The sequence below is a fragment of the Chitinophaga sp. CC14 genome (assembly GCF_048957795.1).
Taxonomy (GTDB): Bacteria; Bacteroidota; Bacteroidia; order Chitinophagales; family Chitinophagaceae; genus Chitinophaga; species Chitinophaga ginsengisegetis.
Genome location: NZ_JARBFY010000006.1, coordinates 192537 through 210918 on the forward strand (window position 1 = coordinate 192537; position 18382 = coordinate 210918).

18 protein-coding genes are annotated in these 18382 nt (G+C 46.5%); 7 read left to right on the forward strand and 11 right to left on the reverse strand.

From position 1 onward, the window contains the following. Positions 1-220: 220 nt before the first annotated feature. The 4 genes from PV783_RS31210 to PV783_RS31225 all read right to left on the reverse strand — a co-directional run bounded on the left by PV783_RS31210 (position 221) and on the right by PV783_RS31225 (position 2924). A complete protein-coding gene (locus tag PV783_RS31210; RefSeq protein WP_363436191.1) occupies positions 221-1252 on the reverse strand; it encodes a FecR family protein in 1032 nt (343 codons plus the stop codon). A gap of 108 nt (positions 1253-1360) precedes the next feature. Next, the gene (locus tag PV783_RS31215) at positions 1361-1927 is read right to left on the reverse strand and encodes an RNA polymerase sigma factor (RefSeq protein ID WP_227024536.1); all 567 of its coding nucleotides are present in this window, start codon (positions 1925-1927) and stop codon (positions 1361-1363) included. Positions 1928-2062: 135 nt separating this feature from the next. After that, a complete protein-coding gene (locus PV783_RS31220) occupies positions 2063-2392 on the reverse strand; it encodes a DMT family protein (protein ID WP_079471959.1) in 330 nt (109 codons plus the stop codon). Between the two features lie 316 nt (positions 2393-2708). Further along, a complete protein-coding gene (locus PV783_RS31225; protein WP_079471960.1) occupies positions 2709-2924 on the reverse strand; it encodes a helix-turn-helix transcriptional regulator in 216 nt (71 codons plus the stop codon). A 143-nt stretch (positions 2925-3067) separates the two neighbouring features. Here PV783_RS31225 and PV783_RS31230 point away from each other — a divergent pair, with 143 nt between their 5' ends. After that, positions 3068-3340, forward strand: a complete 273-nt coding sequence (locus PV783_RS31230) for a hypothetical protein (protein ID WP_420990765.1) — start codon at positions 3068-3070, stop codon at positions 3338-3340. A 214-nt stretch (positions 3341-3554) separates the two neighbouring features. Here PV783_RS31230 and PV783_RS31235 read toward each other — a convergent pair whose 3' ends face one another. Continuing rightward, positions 3555-4226, reverse strand: a complete 672-nt coding sequence (locus PV783_RS31235) for a hypothetical protein (RefSeq protein WP_133256188.1) — start codon at positions 4224-4226, stop codon at positions 3555-3557. A 250-nt stretch (positions 4227-4476) separates the two neighbouring features. Between PV783_RS31235 and PV783_RS31240 the strand changes: the two genes are divergently transcribed. From PV783_RS31240 to PV783_RS31250, 3 genes are all read left to right on the forward strand, one after another. Continuing rightward, on the forward strand, positions 4477-5019 hold the full coding sequence (locus PV783_RS31240) for an RNA polymerase sigma-70 factor (protein WP_079471963.1): 543 nt from the start codon (positions 4477-4479) through the stop codon (positions 5017-5019). Between the two features lie 72 nt (positions 5020-5091). After that, positions 5092-6075, forward strand: a complete 984-nt coding sequence (locus tag PV783_RS31245) for a FecR family protein (protein WP_079471964.1) — start codon at positions 5092-5094, stop codon at positions 6073-6075. A 21-nt stretch (positions 6076-6096) separates the two neighbouring features. Continuing rightward, on the forward strand, positions 6097-9483 hold the full coding sequence (locus PV783_RS31250; protein ID WP_420990766.1) for a SusC/RagA family TonB-linked outer membrane protein: 3387 nt from the start codon (positions 6097-6099) through the stop codon (positions 9481-9483). A gap of 12 nt (positions 9484-9495) precedes the next feature. Here the strand turns inward: PV783_RS31250 and PV783_RS31255 are convergent, their stop codons facing one another. From PV783_RS31255 to pyrR, 3 genes are all read right to left on the reverse strand, one after another. Then, entirely contained in the window at positions 9496-10011 is a 516-nt protein-coding gene (locus PV783_RS31255; protein ID WP_420990767.1) for a hypothetical protein, read from the reverse strand. A gap of 95 nt (positions 10012-10106) precedes the next feature. Beyond that, positions 10107-11036 carry an aspartate carbamoyltransferase catalytic subunit gene (locus PV783_RS31260; RefSeq protein WP_079471967.1) on the reverse strand — a complete coding sequence of 310 codons (930 nt, stop codon included), beginning with the start codon at positions 11034-11036 and terminating at the stop codon, positions 10107-10109. Between the two features lie 51 nt (positions 11037-11087). After that, on the reverse strand, positions 11088-11618 hold the full coding sequence (gene pyrR, locus PV783_RS31265; protein WP_079471968.1) for a bifunctional pyr operon transcriptional regulator/uracil phosphoribosyltransferase PyrR: 531 nt from the start codon (positions 11616-11618) through the stop codon (positions 11088-11090). A 191-nt stretch (positions 11619-11809) separates the two neighbouring features. On the opposite strand from pyrR, the gene PV783_RS31270 reads away from it, so the two are divergent. Then, positions 11810-12328, forward strand: a complete 519-nt coding sequence (locus tag PV783_RS31270) for a peroxiredoxin (RefSeq protein ID WP_227024538.1) — start codon at positions 11810-11812, stop codon at positions 12326-12328. Position 12329: 1 nt separating this feature from the next. Here the strand turns inward: PV783_RS31270 and PV783_RS31275 are convergent, their stop codons facing one another. The 3 genes from PV783_RS31275 to prfB all read right to left on the reverse strand — a co-directional run bounded on the left by PV783_RS31275 (position 12330) and on the right by prfB (position 15670). After that, positions 12330-12788, reverse strand: coding sequence for a hypothetical protein (locus PV783_RS31275; protein WP_079471970.1), 459 nt, complete (start codon positions 12786-12788; stop codon positions 12330-12332). 3 nt (positions 12789-12791) lie between these two features. Next, a complete protein-coding gene (gene pruA, locus PV783_RS31280) occupies positions 12792-14423 on the reverse strand; it encodes an L-glutamate gamma-semialdehyde dehydrogenase (protein WP_420990768.1) in 1632 nt (543 codons plus the stop codon). 151 nt (positions 14424-14574) lie between these two features. Beyond that, positions 14575-15670, reverse strand: a protein-coding gene (gene prfB, locus PV783_RS31285) for a peptide chain release factor 2 (protein ID WP_143313671.1) whose coding sequence is annotated in 2 segments (ribosomal slippage) — positions 14575-15609 and positions 15611-15670 — 1095 coding nt in all. Because the reading frame shifts where the segments join, the coding sequence is not laid out codon by codon here. A 137-nt stretch (positions 15671-15807) separates the two neighbouring features. On the opposite strand from prfB, the gene PV783_RS31290 reads away from it, so the two are divergent. Then, entirely contained in the window at positions 15808-16611 is an 804-nt protein-coding gene (locus PV783_RS31290; protein WP_079471972.1) for a hypothetical protein, read from the forward strand. A 44-nt stretch (positions 16612-16655) separates the two neighbouring features. Continuing rightward, positions 16656-18311, forward strand: a complete 1656-nt coding sequence (pgi, locus tag PV783_RS31295; protein ID WP_079471973.1) for a glucose-6-phosphate isomerase — start codon at positions 16656-16658, stop codon at positions 18309-18311. The last annotated feature ends 71 nt before the right edge of the window (positions 18312-18382 follow it).

Sequence of the window (18382 nt, forward strand, 5' to 3'; positions counted from 1 at the left end):
TATCAGTACAACTTTTCCCTATGTTTTTAGACGCAAAAGGATTGCATAATGTATGATTTTTTTCCATACATTTAGGTTGTAAAAGGTCATAAAACTACGACAGGACTACATTGCCAAGTGAAGCTAACTGCCGTTTGATCTCAACAAAAGGGGTAAATGTTTGCAGCATTTGCCCTTTTTTTTATCTGAGAGGTATCGATTTTCTATTGACTTTCCCCCTTTACTGGGTAATAAATACTTCATTGCTTACTATCCTGCAATGAAATGATGTTGTAACCTTCAGCGCTTCCAGTACTTCTGAAAACGATTCATTTTTAAAAGTGGCGGTGAAATGGTAGTCTTTTAACTTGTTCCCGTTGAGATGGATTTTAATACCATACCAGCGTTCCATTTTCAGCGCAATATCTTCGAAGTTGTCGTTGTCGAACACGAGGTAGTTGTCGCACCAGGCGGTTTCCGCCACCATGCTGTCCTGCGCGTTACTGCGAATATTTTCTACCTTATAGCCTGCTATGAGGTTGGGTTGGGTCAATTTATCTGCTGGTGTATGTTGTAAGATGATCTTTTGATTAGGCGCCAGTTTCACGTTCCTTTCCACGCCATCATTCAGTATTACTTCCACTGCGCCGGTGATCAGCGTAGCTTCTGTGGTATGATCCCCTGTGTATGCTTTTACATTAAAGGAGGTGCCCAATACTTTGATATCCATTTTGGAAGTATGGATAGAAAAAGGTTTGGCTGCATTCTTCGCTACATCAAAAAAAGCTTCTCCTTCCAAAGTAACTTCCCGGTTGCCCAGGTTGTTCATATCAGGATCATAGGTTAAACGGCTGCCGCCATTGAGCCATACTTCCGTTCCATCGGGCAGTTGTGCCCGGGAGCGGGAGCCATCGCGGGTATAAATGGCCGCCATCGCTGCTTTTCCGGCTTTTTGCGGATACTTTACTGATAAGAGATAAATACAATAGCCTCCCAGTACCACTACCAGTATAGAAAGAACAGCCACCCATTTGCGGAAATTCCTTCTTACTCTTTTAACGGGCAATTCTTCCTGCGGAAACTCCTGTTGCATTCTTTCCAGGTGTTTATCCAACGCACGTTCCGTTCTGGTTTCCCATTCCGTATTGCTTGCTGGCTGCGGCCAGTTGCTCAATACGGATAATTTATATCTCAGATCCGGGTCTTTCTGCAATGATGCTTCCAGTTCACGCAACTCCTCCATCGTGGCCTCGCCCGATACTTTCCTTCCCATCAAAAGCCATATTCTTTCCTGTTCCATGTGTATGATACAAAAGCATGATTATATAGAAGGACAAGTAAATTGAAAGAATCTACTACTCCGTCTAAAAAAAAATTTAAATTATTTTGTTTTGATGAAGGAGAGGTTAATTACCTCGCTGATTTTTTTGAGTGCCTGGGCCATGTGCACATCGATGGTGTTCACAGAAATATCAAGGATCTGGGCTACCTCTTTATATTTAAGACCGTCTTCGCGGATCAGTTTAAAGATCATCTTCCTTTTGGGCGGGAGTGCGTTTACGGCGGCTTCTATCCTTTTCACCATTTCCCCGGAAATGAAGATCTGTTCCGGTGTGGCGTAGCTCACGCTGATGTCTACCGTTACTTCATCGAGACTGAAGTGCTGGGTGCGGGCTGCTTTATTTAAGTAGTTGAGGGCAATATTTTTAGTGGATACATAGAGGTATACCCGGAGGTTATCTACCTGGAGCAGGCGTTCCCGCTGCTTCCAGACGTTCATAAACACATCTGACGCAATTTCTTCCGCAGACTCCCAGGACTTCACAATGGAAAAGGCAAACTGACTCAGCGGCTTGTAAAACAACCTGAACAATGCTTTATAAGCCTGTTCATCCCCTAAAGATGCCACCCGTTCCACCAGTAGCTGTATATTAGCTTCTTCCCTCAATGATTTGGTTTTTGGTTGAAAGTTGATCCCTAAAGATAATACAGATTTTTTTTTAATTTGATCTTGTCTTACATCTTTTTTTGTATAATATGAATTGATCCTAAAGTATATAGACTTTACTGCTTTATTACCGCACTACTTTTTAAACATAAAATACACGGCACCGATGAGGAAGAAAAACGATACGAGGTAATTCCATCTCAGGGGTTCTTTAAGGAAAGTGACCGCGAAGATGCTGAAAACGGTGAGGGTGATTACTTCCTGGATGGTTTTGAGCTGGAAGCCGCTAAAACCCTCCTGGGCGCCATAACGGTTGGCAGGCACCATAAAGCAGTATTCAAAGAAGGCAATGCCCCAGCTGATAAGGATTACCTTCCAGAGGGCCACATCCTGGTGTTTGAGGTGGCCATACCAGGCGAAAGTCATGAAAGTATTGGAGACTGTGAGCAGGATAATGGTGCGCATGTGTGATTTAAAATTTGCGCAAAACTATTATTTTTTCATGGATAGTGCATGGATAGTGCATGGATAGTGCATTAATAGTGCATGAGGAGTGCATGAGGAGTGCATGAGGAGTGCATGGGAACAGTATGGACAGTCCATGAGATACGCATGTGCGACGCATGCCCCAGGCACTGGAGAAGTATGGGGTAAAGCGGATGTTGTCTTACTCAGGATTAACCTGATTATATTGATTTAGGGATTTGATCACTTTGGATTTAAAAGATTTGAGGAGATGTAAGCGGATTATAGACGATTTATTGGATTTATTATAATATAATTAAGAGTGCTTCTTTGTGCTAACCAATAGCTCCCGTACATCTACGTCTAATGCAGCAGCGATTTCAAATAAGGATTCAATGGTAGGCTGCATTGTATTAGTACACCATTTTGAAACGGTGGTTATGCTTACTCCCAGCTCTTTTGCCAACCAGTTGTTACTCCTCCCCGTCTCGACAATCATTATTTTGATCCGGTTAAATGTCTTTTCAGGCATCAATCTACATTTTGTACACTAAAGATAACAAAATGTAGTTCTTTTAAAGGCATATATTAATTACAAAGAAATAAATATAATCTTATAGACCACTTTTATTAATTATTAATTAATAATTATTATCTTTAAGTAAACATTCAACCATGCAATCCCCGTTAACCATCTTTGTTTTTAACCAAAACCCGTTGCGCCTTTCCGAAGAAGAATACCATTCTCCGGAAACAGTCCTGAAAAACTACTTTGAGCTATTTGGGCCGGGCGAAACCAACGATATCCTCTCCTCTGTACAAACCGAAGCCCTTACAAACCCTGGCAGTCCCTATAGCGCCGTGAGTGAGCGCATGAAAGTGATGTCCTGCTTTACGGAGCTATACCGGCTTATAGAGGCCGCCTTTGTCATCTCCCAGAAAAAATAAGAACACATTGGCTGCTAACCCAACATTATTTCTCCCCCAAATCAGAAAAAAAATAAAATCAGCGTAATCAATGTAATCCGTCTAATCCTGGGAAAGACAACCTCCGCGCACAAAAAAAAAGAGGGACCGTAAGAGGCCCCCCTGCATCAAACCAAAATGGGTTTTCCATCATGGGCTGATTTTGTGTTGTTGGTTGCTATTTCATTATTAAAAACTATTGTTCTAATTTGATTTCGCCCAGATCGGTAGCTTTACCGTCTTCAACTTTTACATCTTTGATCACGGCATTTTTGTAAGGGCTTTTACCGAGAATAGTAATGGTGTAAGCACCTGCTTTTGCAGCCGGGATAGTGAATGCACCCTGGGAGATAGCGCCTTTCAGCTTATCTGTACCATTGTCTGCTTCTACTTCGGTAGCACTGTCGGCAGGCGTGATTTTACCAGTGATAGAACCACCTTCTACAGCCAGTACTTTCAGGGAATCTTTACCTTGTAAAGAATCTACCTTCTGTAATGAGTCGATTCCGGTTAAAGAATCTACCTGCAAGGAATCCATTCCACTCAGGGAATCTACCTGTAAGGAGTCCATTCTCTGCAATGAGTCAATTCCGCTCAGGGAATCTACTTTCTGGAGAGAATCGATTCCCATTAAGGAATCTACTGTCATTAAGGAATCAAATCCTTTTAAAGAATCCAGGCGCTGTAATGAATCAACACTGAAAACCTTTACTGAATCAAGGCTAACAAGGGAATCTGTTGCAATTGAATCTACCATTGCGGCAGTGCTGTCTACAGATTTTACTGCGGTTACATCAGCACTTTTAAAAGCAGACATTCCGATTACCATTGTTGCTAAAGCGAGCGTTCCTACAATTGATTTTTTCATGGCATCAATTTTTGTATGGTTAATATTTATGATGAATATCCCCGGCCCGGATGAATGTGCATGGTTTTTGTTATATGCCCTCATCGTTGGCTGCCGTATAATAACAATACATCCGACAATTCACTTACCATTAGTCAAAGAAATGTTAAAGTGAAAAAAAGAATTATGAGACAGTATACTGGCTGCTTTCGTAATTAGTAATTTTAAAAATTATCTTCGCACTACGGAAACAAGACAAAAGATCAAAAGCATGTTGCAATTGAGTAACGACGAAATAGTAAAAGGCATCCGGAGCAGAAACAAAGATGTATTCGAAGCTGTTTTTAAACAGTTCGCCCCTTCTATGTATAATATAGCTGTCCGGTATGTAAAAGATGAAGACGACGCGAATGATATGGTACAGGATGTTTTCCTCAACTTGTGGAAAGGTGCGGAAAACCTGGATGAAAGAGCCCCTATTAATCATTATCTCGCAAGGGCTACTGTTAACACCTGTTTAAACCGCATAAAAAAAGAACAACGGAAAGAAGTATACGCCAAGGAGCAAATGCAAACCGCCAGCCCCTCAGAAAATAATCATTCCCTGCTGGAACATAAGGAACTGGAAGCCAAATACCGCTCTGCCCTGGAGAAATTACCGGAACAATGCCGCCGTGTTTTTGAAATGAGCCGCCTGAAAGGCTTGTCGCCAGCCGAAATCGCCGAACAACTGAATATCTCTATCAATACAGTATACGCCCATTTGACCACAGCTTTAAAACGATTGCGGGTAGACCTTATTAATAAGTCGTAGGATGCGCCCGAAATTTTTTTTATTATCGCTTAATGGTATAACGTTCCCTGGTTGTATTACTAATAAGAAGCCATGAATAATCAAACAGATATAGATATAGTGATCCGTTACCTGGAAGATCCGGACAATGAGCAGCACAAAATGCAGCTCAACGAATGGATTCAACAGGATGCTGGTAACCTGGACATCTTCCTGGATATGAAAGGCATGTGGCACGGCGATCCGCTCCCTGCTGCCTCTGCTTTCGACACCCAGGGACAATGGCAGGCACTGGATACCATGCTGGATAAGGTTCCTGTAGCTGCTGCGCTTCCTGCACAAAAGAAAAATACCCGCGTGATCAGGATGAACCGCAGGTACTGGTGGGCCGCCGCCGCTGTGCTGCTCATTGCCGGCACCTGGACCTGGCTCGGACCCGGCGGGTATAAAACCTACGCCACCGCCCAGCAACAGGATAGTTTGCGCCTGCCCGACGGTTCTATGCTCTACCTCAACGCTCATACACAGGTACGCTACGCCCGCGGATTTGGAAAAGATAACAGACAGATTAAAATAGATAAAGGAGAAGCCTTTTTTGATGTTACCAAAAACGACGCCCTCCCCTTCATTGTAAATGCCCCCGAAGTAGAAGTACAGGTACTCGGTACGGCCTTCAACGTAAAAGCCGCCAACAGTGGCGTTAAAGTATTTGTGCAGTCAGGAAAAGTAAGCGCCGCCTACAAAGGCACAGAGAAAAAGGTAATCCTTACCCCCGGTGTGGAAGCCTCTCTGAAACATAATGGCAGCGAAATAGATACCCGTACCCATAAAAAGAACAACAATATTCTGGCCTGGAAAACCCGGACCTTAACATTCGATGATACCCCGCTCACAGAAGTGGCGGACGCCCTCGAAGATTTTTATAATGTACAGATCAAGATCAGCAATCAGCAACTGGCTGATAAGAAACTGCTGGCCACCTTCCCCAACATGTCGCTGGACGAAGTACTGGACATTATGAGAAAAACCCTTCAAATTAACATTTCGCATAAAAACGACCTGGTAGACATCTACTAATACGCGCCTGACTTTTTATTTATGCAGCAATTATTGCTACAGGCGCGTATCTCCAATTCCAGGTTTGGACGCGTGCCTGATTTTATTTTCGTTGTTATCCTGGTACTGGCCAATGCTGTAGCTATGGCCCAGAATACTAATGCCCCTCCCAAAAAGGTTTCCCTTCAGTTTACAAATGCCAGCCTGAAAACCGTGATCCGGGAAATAGAAAAACAAACAAAGTATACCTTTGCTATTTCTTCCGGAGAACTGGAAACCCGCCAGGGCGTTAGCTTACACGTTCACAACAGTCCCCTCCTGGAAGTACTGCCCAAGATATTCCCTCCTGCAAAATATAAAGTAGAGATAAAAGACGGACAAATTATCGTTATCCCGCTCAACGCCACCGCAGCAGATCTTACGCCTCCTCCCAATACTAATCCCAACCCTGATAAATGGACCGTTACGGGCTCCGTATCAGACGGTATGCAGCCTTTAAGCGGCGTATCTATCCGGGAAAAAGGCACTACTAACGGTACCGCCACTACGGAGAACGGCAACTTCAAAGTAGACCTGGCCAACGGACAGGCCATCCTCCAGGTATCGCTGATTGGCTTTGAAACCAAAGAGATTGCCGTAAGGGACAGAAGGAATATATCCGTATTGCTGCAACCCGACCTGCGCAAACTCAACGAGCTGGTGGTACTGGGTTATGGCCTGCAGAAACGCGCCAACATCACCGGCGCCATTGCGCAGGTAGACGGCGTACGGCTCAGAAGCCGGCCCGTAGCCAACGTCATGGCGGCTTTGCAGGGCACTGCCACCGGGCTGGTGGTAACGCGCAGTAACGGTCAGCCTGGCCGCGAAGGCTTTAACATACAGGTACGCGGCGTGGGTTCTTCCTCCGGTAGCAATACCCCCGTGATCATCGATGGCGTACCCGGTTCCCTCGCCGTAATTAATCCCGACGACATAGAATCAGTATCCATCCTGAAAGACGCGGCGGCCGCCTCTATTTATGGCGCCCGTGGCGCCGGCGGCGTAGTACTGGTTACCACCCGCACCGGGAAACCCGGCAAGCTGAAAGTGGATTTTAATACCCTCGGCGGGTTTGAAACTCCCATCCGGTTGCCCAACCGGCTACCCTCCTGGCAATCAGCCGCCATGCAGAACACGGCCGCTGAAAATGCCGGTCAAACCGCTCCCTGGGACCCTATGGAAATAGATTTGATGAAGAAAGGGAACCATTATGCGATCGACTATCAAAACCCTGATTACTACAAATACTATTATAACTACAATCCTTTACCGGTGCTTACCAAAAGCAGAACCGGCATCGAAAACTATAACCTGTCGGTAAAAGGCGGCGATAGTTCCAACCAGTTCTCTGCATCCCTGGGCTACTTCGGGCGGCAGGGACTATTTGCCGTTGGCCCGGACCGTACCCATCGTGTGAACGCCCGGGTGAATATGAACAACCGCTTTAGTAAACACTTCAGCCTGGAAACACGGCTGTCGTATGCACAAACCAATACCTTCTCCCCTTCACAGCCGGTGGAAGGCCCTAACGGCTTGCTGGCAGGCATTTTCCGCGGACCAGGCAACGTGCCGGTGTATGTACCCAATACCAGCAACTACGCCTATGGCGGCGCACCGGGATACGCTGTTTTAGAAGATGGCGGTGAGCGCGATGAAAAGAATAATTATATAGATGCAGTATTTACGCTGCGGGCCGACAGCCTCGCAAAAGGACTCACCCTCCGGCTTATTTACAGTCCGCAGAAACACACCCTGCAGGACAACCTGGGCCGCAATACCATTGCCCTGTGGAACCGTGTGGATACTGCCATGCTCATACAGCCGCATAACATGCTGCAGAAAAGCAAGCTGGAAGCAAAAGGCGGTAACCTCCAGCTGCTGGCCGACTACGATATAAAAGAAGATAAACATAATATACACCTGCTCGGCGGCGCCACGCAGGAAACCTATAACACCACACAAAATACAGCTGCATCTTATAATATCAGTCAGGCTGAAATCAATTCCAATCACTTTAATAACGCTCCCGAATACACGCAGTTACTGGCTGCCAGCGGTTCTTTACTGTCGATATTCGGTAAGATGAGCTATAACTACGACAACCGCTACTTACTGGAAGCAAACCTCATCGCATCGCGGTTATCACAGTACAGTACTTCCTTTGTTGGCGGCGAACAGTGGCAGGCGTTCCCGTCGTTCTCCGCCGGCTGGCGCCTGAATAACGAAACCTGGTTTAACCGCGCGTTGCCTTTTTTCAATGAGTTCAAACTGAGGTGGTCATGGGGCAGATTGGGGAATATCAACAGCTGGAACAGTATCCCCAACGATGAACGGTTACAAACTTTCAGCTTTAATACCCTGCCGCGTTTTCTGCCATTTGCATATAAGAACCCCATCATCCAGGCACAGGGATGGGAGAACATTTCCACCAATAACTATGGCTGGGATGCTACCTTATTCAGAGGCAGGCTGACGATTGCCGCCGATTACTTTATCAAACATAACCGGGATATGCAGATCCCGGTACTGACCGCCTCCACAGACGGCGCCTGGCCGCTGGACTTTCACCGTGGCGAAATGAAAACCTGGGGCTGGGAAATCAATGTGGGCTGGCGGGACGACCGGGGGCCTTTTACCTGGTATATTAACGGGAACCTCTTTAACAGCCGGAATAAAGTACTGAGGAATAATGATGTGGCGCCGCAGGCAGGCTGGAACCAGGGCATTGCCGGGTATCCTTACTCCTCCCTGTTTGGCTATGAGTCTGATGGCTATTTCCAGTCGGCCGCTGAAGTGAGCGCACACGCCTTCCAGCATGAAAACACCGGTCCGGGTGATCTTCGCTACAAAGACATCAACGGCGACAACAAAATAGACAATGCCGACCTGGTATACCTGGGCAGCACCGATCCGCAGCTCTCCTACGGCATCGACGCGGGCTTTGCCTGGAAAGGGTTTGACTTCTCTGTTTTCTTCCAGGGGGTGGCTCACCGCAAGGTGATGCCCGATCCGCGCTATAATCTTCCTTTTACCGGCAACTGGCAGCAGCCCTGGGATATCAACCAGGACTACTGGACGCCGGAAAACCCCGATGCATTATTTCCGCGGCTGTATCTCAACGATCAGCAGAATACCGCCCCTTCCTCCCACTGGGCAATGAATGGCGCCTATATCCGGCTGAAAAACCTGCAGGTAGGCTATACCTTACCGGCCAGTTGGCTGAAGAAAATATGGATTACTAACCTGCGTATTTATTTCTCCGGACAGGACTTATGGGAAACCACTAAAATGAAGATTAAATATTATGATCCGGAACAGGCAGGAGGTTATAACGGGAACGTATATCCGTTTTTCAGATCATATACGCTGGGGTTGACTGTTGGCTTCTGATTTGGCAGGACGTTATGTTATCCGGTAGCGGCTCATCACCTTGGGATCTATTTTCAAATCGGGTCGAAAGCGCATAATACCTCTTACAAAATGCGCCAGCAGGGCATTCCCATTGGGCACCAGGAAAATTCTAAACTGCACGGCCTGCAGTTGTACAGCCCCTGATTCGTTTTTGACAAAAATATACAGATCCGGATTCGTTTCGCTGTAACCCCAATCGGTCCAAAGCACGTCGTACACACCGCCGCTGCTGTTTGTACTCAACGTCTCATAACACAACGACAGCACAGGCACGCCTTCGCCGTACTGGTGCAGCCCTTCAGCGTTTACCTCTGCCCGTGTATATTTGGGCTTACCAGACCGGTAAGAGGCAACTGCCATCCATATCAAACCACATAAAACCGGAGCCGCAATACCTATGGTAAGCATCCGGATGCTTACCTCTTTTATCCAAAAGGAAAACACGACGCCTGCCAGCAGCATGGCCAGCACCACTGCAAAACAGCCCAGCAGAAATACTTTTAGCACAACAGTTTGCCGCGTTGCGGATGTTGAATACAACGGAGGAAATTCTTCTTCATTGGGCAACATAGTAAGTTGTAATTACTGTTTGAGTATGCCTGCTACTCCGTTTTCTTTCCTGCGAGCAGGTACAATGCCGCCATACGTATAGCCACACCGTTTTCTACCTGGTCGAGGATGATGGACTGACCAGAGTCTGCCACATCAGAGTTTATTTCCACCCCGCGGTTAATGGGTCCGGGGTGCATGATTACAATTTCTTTATTCAGACTATCGAGCAGTTCGCGGTTTACGCCGTATGCGAGGGAGTATTCACGGAGAGAAGAAAACAGCGGGGTGTTTTGTCTTTCCAGCTGAATACGCAGCACATTCGCCACATCGCACCATTGCAGGGCTTCGCGGATATTGTAGCTCACATTTACGCCGAGTGCGGCGGCCATGTATTTCGGGATGAGTGTGGGTGGGCCTACCACCGTTACTTCTGCGCCCAGTTTTTTGAGGCAGTAGATATTGGAGAGGGCAACCCTGGAGTGCATGATATCGCCACAAATGGCTACCTTCTTGCCTTCCACACTACCAAGTCTTTCCCGGATGGAGAAGGCATCGAGCAATGCCTGGGTGGGATGTTCATTGATACCGTCGCCAGCATTGAGGATGGGCACATTGATGTGCTTGGCCAGGAAATGCGGCGCGCCGCTGGCAGAGTGGCGCATCACCACCATATCCACTTTCATGGACAGGATGTTGTTCACCGTATCTATCAGCGTTTCTCCTTTGGATACGGAAGATCCGGAGGCAGAAAAGTTAACCGTATCTGCACCCAGGCGCTTTTCCGCTAACTCAAAAGAGATGCGTGTGCGGGTAGAGTTCTCAAAAAATAAATTTACAATTGTTGTATCGCGTAGCGTAGGAACCTTTTTAATAGGTCTTTGTAAAACCTCCTTAAACTGGTCGGCTGTTTGAAAAATAAGCTCTATATCCTGGCGCTGCAGATCGCGAATTCCGAGTAAGTGTTTTACAGAAAGTGACATTAATGTGCAAATATAAAGGGTGAAATCTGAATTCTGAAATCCGGATTCATTTTAGTCAATCAGAACTACTTCGTCTTTACCATCTCTTTCGTTCCACAACACCCTAACTTTCTGGGAAATGAGGGCATCAATGGTACGACCGGTATAGTCCGGCTGAATAGGCAGCTGCCTGCTGAAGCGGCGATCGATCAGCGTGAGCAGCTCTACCGCCGCAGGGCGGCCAAAGTCCAGCATCGCATCCAGCGCAGAACGGATCGTGCGGCCGGTATACAACACATCATCTATCAACACTACCTTTTTATTTTCTATGGAAAAATCAATATTCGTTTCGTTGGGTACATGCAGGGTTTTACTCTGGTTAAAATCGTCCCGGTAAAAAGTAATATCCAGCTTACCGTAGTCGATACGCGCTCCAGGTACTAACTTCAGCAAGGTCTGATGAATTCTGCCGGACAAATAAATTCCCCGGGGCTGCAATCCAATCAGCACGGTTTGCTCAAACTGTAAGTTATTTTCTATCAACTGATGACAAAGCCTGTCTATCGTAATAGCCATTTGCTTGCCGTTTAGTATGGTTTTCAAAACACAACGTTTTAGGGGCCAAAAATAATGATTAAATGCTACAGATAAAAAGCTGAATATTAGAAAAGATTGATAAACAAGGGAATATTTCTAAAACGACGCTGTTTCCCGCACTCTTTAGTTATGCAAAAACAGAAATATGACAGGTTGCTCCCCTTCTCTTCGTACTTTAGCGTTATCAATAACGGGGTATGAAACTTTTAAAGACCATTTTAGCTATGACCGCCTTTCTGCAATTATGGGGAAATAATTCCCAGGGACAACTGAAAACAGGAGATAAAATTCCGGCCTTCACCTTACAGGATCAAAACGGGAAAACTTTTGATATCAACACAGTACTTGGTAAACAACCATTGGTTATTTACTTCTATCCGAAAGATGAAACCAGTGTATGCACCAAAGAAGCCTGTTCGTTCCGTGATTCGTACCAGGACTTCCAGAAATACGGCGCGCTGGTAATTGGCATCAGTGCGGATAATGTAGCTTCGCACCGCAGTTTTGCTACACACCACAATCTTCCTTTCACCTTGCTCAGTGATCCGAAAAATGAAGTGCGCAAATTATTTGGCGTGCCTAAAACCTTTGTGATACCGGGTCGGGTAACTTATATTGTAGATAAGAATGGGGTGATTGTGCATGAATTCAATTCGCTGCGCGATGGAGAGAAACATGTAACAGAGTCGCTGGCGGCGTTGCAGAAGTTGCAGTAAACTACAACTTCCTCATATCCTTAAACGTAGAAATCTCTTCTTTAAGCGCAAACAGCTGCATGCCCCATATGATCCCAAGTACCAGTGCAAAAGCTACCAGCGCCAGGGATAAAGATACCTGCATAAAGCTGCCTTCTTCGCGGTTGGTAAGGGTAATAACGCGGATAAGCGCAATGAGGCCCACACCAAAAAAGATGGCGGCTTTTGTTCCTTTCTTACGGAGTTGTTTTTTAAAATACTCATCAAAAGCGCCGGCGGCGGCAATACTGGCATCCGGTTGCGGCGTTCCGTCGGCAAGCAGTAATTGTTCGAGATCTGCTACACGGTAGTGCTCATGGTGTTCTGAGAAGTATTTTTGTAAGATATCTGCCTGCATAATTTCCTGGATACTGAATGAGGGTGCAAGGTACAAAAAAGGCGATGGATATAAATCCACCGCCCACATATAAATCATGAACATTTACTAAGCTTCTTTCAGGAACGGGTACCGGTAATCGGTAGCAGGTACAAAAGTTTCTTTGATGCTTCGGGCACTTAACCAGCGATAGAGGTTCAGCATGGAGCCGGCTTTATCGTTGGTACCGGAAGCGCGGGCGCCGCCAAATGGCTGCTGTCCTACTACTGCGCCGGTTGGTTTGTCGTTGATGTAGAAGTTACCGGCGCTGTTTACCAGTGTGCGGGTAGCCAGTTCTACAGCGTAACGGTCCTGCGCAATAACTGCACCGGTCAAAGCATACTCGGAGGTAGTGTCTACCACCTGCATGATTTCTTCAAACTTCTCTGCATCATACACGTGGATCGTTAATACCGGGCCGAAGATTTCTTCACACATGGTGATGTATTTCGGATCGGTAGTTTCGATTACGGTTGGCTCAATAAAATAACCTTCCGCTTTGTTGTAATTACCACCAGCGATGATCTTTACAGATGGATCTTTCTTCGCATTGTCGATGTATTGGGCGATCTTATCAAAAGAGCGTTCATCGATCACAGCGTTGATGAAGTTGCTGAAATCTTCTGTGGAACCCATTTTCATGGTTTTCAGCTCAGCAACTAATTTGGATTTTATATCGTCAGCAAGATTGTTTGGTATATATGCACGGGAGGCGGCAGAGCATTTCTGTCCCTGGTATTCAAAAGCGCCGCGGGCAAGGGCGGTAACGGCGATGTCAACATCGGCTGATTTGTGGATCAGTACGAAGTCTTTACCACCTGTTTCACCAACGATGCGCGGATATGTTTTGTATTTGTGGATGTTTTCGCCGATGGTTTTCCACATGGTCTGGAATACGCCGGTAGAGCCGGTGAAGTGGATGCCTGCGAAGTGAGGATCTGCGAAGCAAACGTCTCCTACAACCGGGCCGTTTGCATATACGAGGTTGATAACGCCTGCAGGCAGACCTGCTTCTATCAGTACCTTCATGATCACCTGTGCGGCGAATACCTGTGTATTGGCGGGTTTCCACAATACCACGTTACCGCACATAGCGGCAGAAGCGGGCAGGTTACCGGCAATAGCGGTGAAGTTGAAAGGAGTAACGGCCAGTACAAACCCTTCCAGCGGGCGGTATTCTACCCTGTTATGGATACCGGGTGCGCAAACCGGCTGCTGGCGGTATATTTCGCTGAGGAAGTGTACGTTGTAGCGGAGGAAGTCGATCAGTTCACATGCGCTGTCAATTTCAGCCTGGTAAGGGTTCTTACTCTGGCCCAGCATGGTAGCGGCATTGATATGATAGCGGTATTTGGTGGCCAGGAGTTCGGCAGCACGCAGGAAGATGCCGGCGCGTTGCTCCCAGTCCATATTAGCCCATTTTTCACGTGCCTCCAGCGCTGCTGCGATGGCGGATTTCACATGAGAGGCGTCACCCATATGGAAGTGACCTAATTTGTGTTTGATTTCGTGGGGAGGGCGCAGATCAACGGTGTGTCCGGTGCGGATTTCCTTACCACCGATATACATAGGTATATCTGCTACTTCGCTTTTGAAGGCGGCTAACTGTTTCTTTAATGCAATTCTCTCAGCAGAACCGGGTGCATAAGATAACACAGGCTCATTAGCAGGCGCTGCGTACTCAAAGTATCCTGTATTCATTGTATCCTAATTTTTATATTTGTTTATTTGATTATTTGTAAACCCGGAGGCAAACAAACAATCAAATAAACAAATGACTACGAGTATTGTTTCCGCAGCAAAATTAAGTTATACAACGCCTACGCGCTTATTAATAATTAGTCGATACTTATTAATTATTGTCCTCTTCCTTCTGCATCATCAGGTATGCTTTCACAAATCCGTTCAGGTCGCCGTCCATTACAGGTCCTACGTTACCTACTTCAAAGTCGGTGCGGTGGTCTTTGATCATCTTATACGGATGGAATACGTATGATCTGATCTGTGATCCCCATTCGATTTTGCGTTTGTTGGCGTTGGCTGCATTTTTCAGTTCTTCCCTTTTGCGGATCTCTTCTTCATACAGGCGTGATTTCAGCATGGTGAGCGCTTTTTCGCGGTTCTCTCCCTGCGTACGGGCCTGCTGACATTCGATGATGATGCCGGATGGGATATGCTTCAAACGTACGGCTGTTTCCACCTTATTTACGTTCTGTCCGCCCTTACCACCTGAACGGTAAAATTCCCATTCCAGGTCTGCCGGGTTTACAGCAATCTCGATAGTATTGTCTACTAACGGATATACATATACGGAGGCGAAAGAAGTATGTCTGCGTGCATTGGAATCGAAAGGTGAAATACGAACCAGGCGGTGTACGCCGCTTTCTGCTTTCAGGTGGCCATATGCAAAGTCGCCATCAAATTCCAGTGTAGCGGATTTGATACCGGCGCCATCTCCATACTGCGTATCAATTTCTGATACTTTCCACCCCTGTTTTTCGCCATACATGCGGTACATACGCAGCAGCATTTCAGCCCAATCCTGGCTTTCCGTGCCGCCTGCACCGGAGTTAATGGTTAGTACTGCGGGCATTTCATCTTCCGGCTGGTTGAGCGTAGATTTAAATTCCAGGTCGTCCAGCGCTGCTACTGCAGCATTGTAGGCCTGTTCCACCTCTTCTTCCGTTGCTTCTCCTTCTTTGAAAAAATCGTTCAGTACAGCGCTGTCGTCAATAGCAGCGTTTACCTGATCGTAAAGGTCTACCCAATATTTGTTCACCTTTATTTCCTTCAGAATCGAAGTCGCTCTGACATTGTCATCCCAGAAACCGGGCGCCAGGCTTAATTGTTTGTCGTTTTCTATTTTTGCTAATCGGTCAGGTACGTTAAAGAAAACCTCCCAGGACATATAAACGGTCCCTCATAGCTTTAAGTTGCTCAGCTGTCATAGCTGGCAAATGTATGGAAAAAACGGAGATATATACTAACGGCTTTCAAACTTTGTTTTGATTGTTTACTTTAGCATAATTTTTGTGTTGTAACACCGTAACCATGTCACTAATATTATAAAAAGCACCCATCTGTTATGGTGAGTCACGAAACCCTCCACTTTAAGAACCGGTCCATCTTCAACACACTTGGTTTTATTATTATGATAGCTGCAAATGCACTGGCAGTGCTGCTTCCCATCAATGGTAAAACCACCGCGCAGATTTCCGAGGAATATCCTAACCTGTTTATACCGGCGGGAATCACGTTCTCTATCTGGAGTGTTATCTATCTTTCTTTAACAGCTTTTATCATATATCAATTATGGTTATCTTTTTCCAATAAACAACCGGCAACGCTGGCGTATGTGATGCAGCGTATGAAAGACTGGTTCCTCATTTCCAGTGTGGCCAACGCCTGCTGGCTGTTTGCCTGGCATTATCATCTTATACCGGTGAGCGTGGCTATCATGGTAATCCTCCTGATTTCGCTGATCATCATCCATCTCAACTTTGGCATCGGCATCGCTCCTGCTACGCTGAGGGAGAAAATATTCATTCATATTCCTTTCAGCATCTACCTCGGATGGATCTCTGTTGCCACCATCGCCAATATTACCGCGCTGCTGGTATACGCCGGCTGGGATGGCAACCGCCATGCACAGGTGCTGTGGGCCATTGCCATGATCAGCCTGGGTACCCTGCTGAGTATAGGCATGGTACTGCTTCGCAACAATATCACTTATGCCCTTGTTATTGTGTGGGCTTTCTATGGCATCCTGCTGAAAAGAAGGGCCGCTGATGTAATGGACGAGAACTCCATCATCCATACCTGCATTATTGCCATTGGCGTGATTGCTATAACAATTTCCTGGCAATTGTACAGGAAACAGAAATCATAAATCTAAAAGATTATTTTTGATGCGCATTTAATATATACACGACTATGTTTCCATCTACCAATCCAACAACCACCAAATCGTGGGACGCCTTAAAGAAACACGCTGAAGAAATGAAGAAGGTACATATGCGTGCCTTATTTATGGAAAACAAAGAACGCTTCAGTGAGTTTTCCCTGAAATTTGAAGACATCCTTTTCGACTATTCCAAGAATATTATTACGGAAGATACCCGCAGCCTGTTATTAGGACTGGCAGCAGAATGCGGCGTTGCGGATGCGATCAAAGCGATGTTTGGTGCAGAAAAAATAAACGTTACAGAAAACCGTGCTGTACTGCATACCGCTTTACGCAACACGTCCGATAAACCTGTTTTACTCGATGGCCGCGACGTAATGCCCGATGTAAAAGCAGTACTGAACAAAATGGATCACATCTGCCGCCAGATCCACTCCGGCGAATGGAAAGGATACACGGGCAAGCCTATACGTTACATCGTAAATATTGGTATCGGTGGTTCCGACCTCGGCCCGGTAATGGTTACAGAAGCCCTGAAACCTTACTGGAAGCCTAACATCCAAACTTACTTTGTGTCTAACGTAGATGGTACACACATCGCGGAAACACTGAAAAAAGTAACACCGGACGAAACCCTGTTCCTCATAGCCTCCAAAACATTTACCACACAGGAAACCATGACCAACGCACACACTGCGCGCAACTGGTTCCTGGAACACGCGGGAGATGAAAAATTTGTGGCTAAACACTTCGCCGCTTTATCTACCAACGAAAAAGCGGTGACCGCCTTTGGTATCGATCCTAAAAACATGTTTGAATTCTGGGATTGGGTTGGCGGCCGCTATTCCCTGTGGTCTGCTATCGGCTTATCTATTGCACTCACCATCGGGTTCGACAACTTCACCCAGTTGCTGGATGGCGCTCATGCGGTAGACAGGCACTTCGCCGACACTCCTGCGGAACAGAATATACCTATCATCATGGCGCTGATCGGCCTGTGGTATGGCAACTTCTTCGGCAGCGCCACAGAAGCCATCCTGCCGTACGACCAATACATGCACCGCTTTGCTGCTTACTTCCAGCAAGGTAATATGGAAAGCAACGGTAAATCCACAGATCGTACAGGCCATACCGTTAGTTACGAAACCGGCCCTATTGTTTGGGGCGAACCAGGCACCAACGGTCAGCACGCGTTCTATCAACTCATTCACCAGGGCACCCGCCTGATTCCGTGCGACTTCATCGCACCGGCCATCAGCCACAACCCTATCGGTGATCATCATGTGAAACTGTTGTCGAACTTCTTTGCACAAACAGAAGCGCTGATGAATGGTAAAACAGAAGCAGAGGTACGTGCTGAACTGGAAAAGTCCGGCGCTCCTGCTGAAGAAATTGCGAAGATCCTGCCATCGAAAATTTTCCCTGGCAACCGTCCTACCAACTCCTTCCTGGTAAAGGAAATAACACCACGCTCCCTCGGCTCACTGATTGCGCTGTACGAACACAAGATCTTTGTGCAGGGTGTAATCTGGAACATCTACAGCTTCGACCAATGGGGTGTGGAACTGGGTAAGCAGTTAGCGAGTAAGATATTGCCTGAACTGGAAAACAACGACATCATACTGAACCATGATGCGAGTACGAATGGATTGATCAATGCGTGGAAAGGCATGCGTACGGCGTAGTTGTTCGCCTTCGGCGAACGCGGATTTTGTCTTTCTCAGGATTACGCTGATTATACTGATTTTCTTTTTTT

What these genes read in the sequence shown, in the direction of transcription:
- PV783_RS31235 (WP_133256188.1), bottom strand. Translation starts at nt 4,226, where the DNA reads ATGAAAAAATCAATTGTAGGAACGCTCGCTTTAGCAACAATGGTAATC.
- PV783_RS31250 (WP_420990766.1), top strand. Translation starts at nt 6,097, where the DNA reads ATGCAGCAATTATTGCTACAGGCGCGTATCTCCAATTCCAGGTTTGGA.
- PV783_RS31230 (WP_420990765.1), top strand. Translation starts at nt 3,068, where the DNA reads ATGCAATCCCCGTTAACCATCTTTGTTTTTAACCAAAACCCGTTGCGC.
- PV783_RS31260 (WP_079471967.1), bottom strand. Translation starts at nt 11,036, where the DNA reads ATGTCACTTTCTGTAAAACACTTACTCGGAATTCGCGATCTGCAGCGC.
- PV783_RS31225 (WP_079471960.1), bottom strand. Translation starts at nt 2,924, where the DNA reads ATGCCTGAAAAGACATTTAACCGGATCAAAATAATGATTGTCGAGACG.
- pruA (WP_420990768.1), bottom strand. Translation starts at nt 14,423, where the DNA reads ATGAATACAGGATACTTTGAGTACGCAGCGCCTGCTAATGAGCCTGTG.
- PV783_RS31210 (WP_363436191.1), bottom strand. Translation starts at nt 1,252, where the DNA reads ATGGGAAGGAAAGTATCGGGCGAGGCCACGATGGAGGAGTTGCGTGAA.
- PV783_RS31270 (WP_227024538.1), top strand. Translation starts at nt 11,810, where the DNA reads ATGAAACTTTTAAAGACCATTTTAGCTATGACCGCCTTTCTGCAATTA.
- pgi (WP_079471973.1), top strand. Translation starts at nt 16,656, where the DNA reads ATGTTTCCATCTACCAATCCAACAACCACCAAATCGTGGGACGCCTTA.
- PV783_RS31245 (WP_079471964.1), top strand. Translation starts at nt 5,092, where the DNA reads ATGAATAATCAAACAGATATAGATATAGTGATCCGTTACCTGGAAGAT.
- PV783_RS31240 (WP_079471963.1), top strand. Translation starts at nt 4,477, where the DNA reads ATGTTGCAATTGAGTAACGACGAAATAGTAAAAGGCATCCGGAGCAGA.
- PV783_RS31275 (WP_079471970.1), bottom strand. Translation starts at nt 12,788, where the DNA reads ATGTTCATGATTTATATGTGGGCGGTGGATTTATATCCATCGCCTTTT.
- PV783_RS31220 (WP_079471959.1), bottom strand. Translation starts at nt 2,392, where the DNA reads ATGCGCACCATTATCCTGCTCACAGTCTCCAATACTTTCATGACTTTC.
- PV783_RS31290 (WP_079471972.1), top strand. Translation starts at nt 15,808, where the DNA reads ATGGTGAGTCACGAAACCCTCCACTTTAAGAACCGGTCCATCTTCAAC.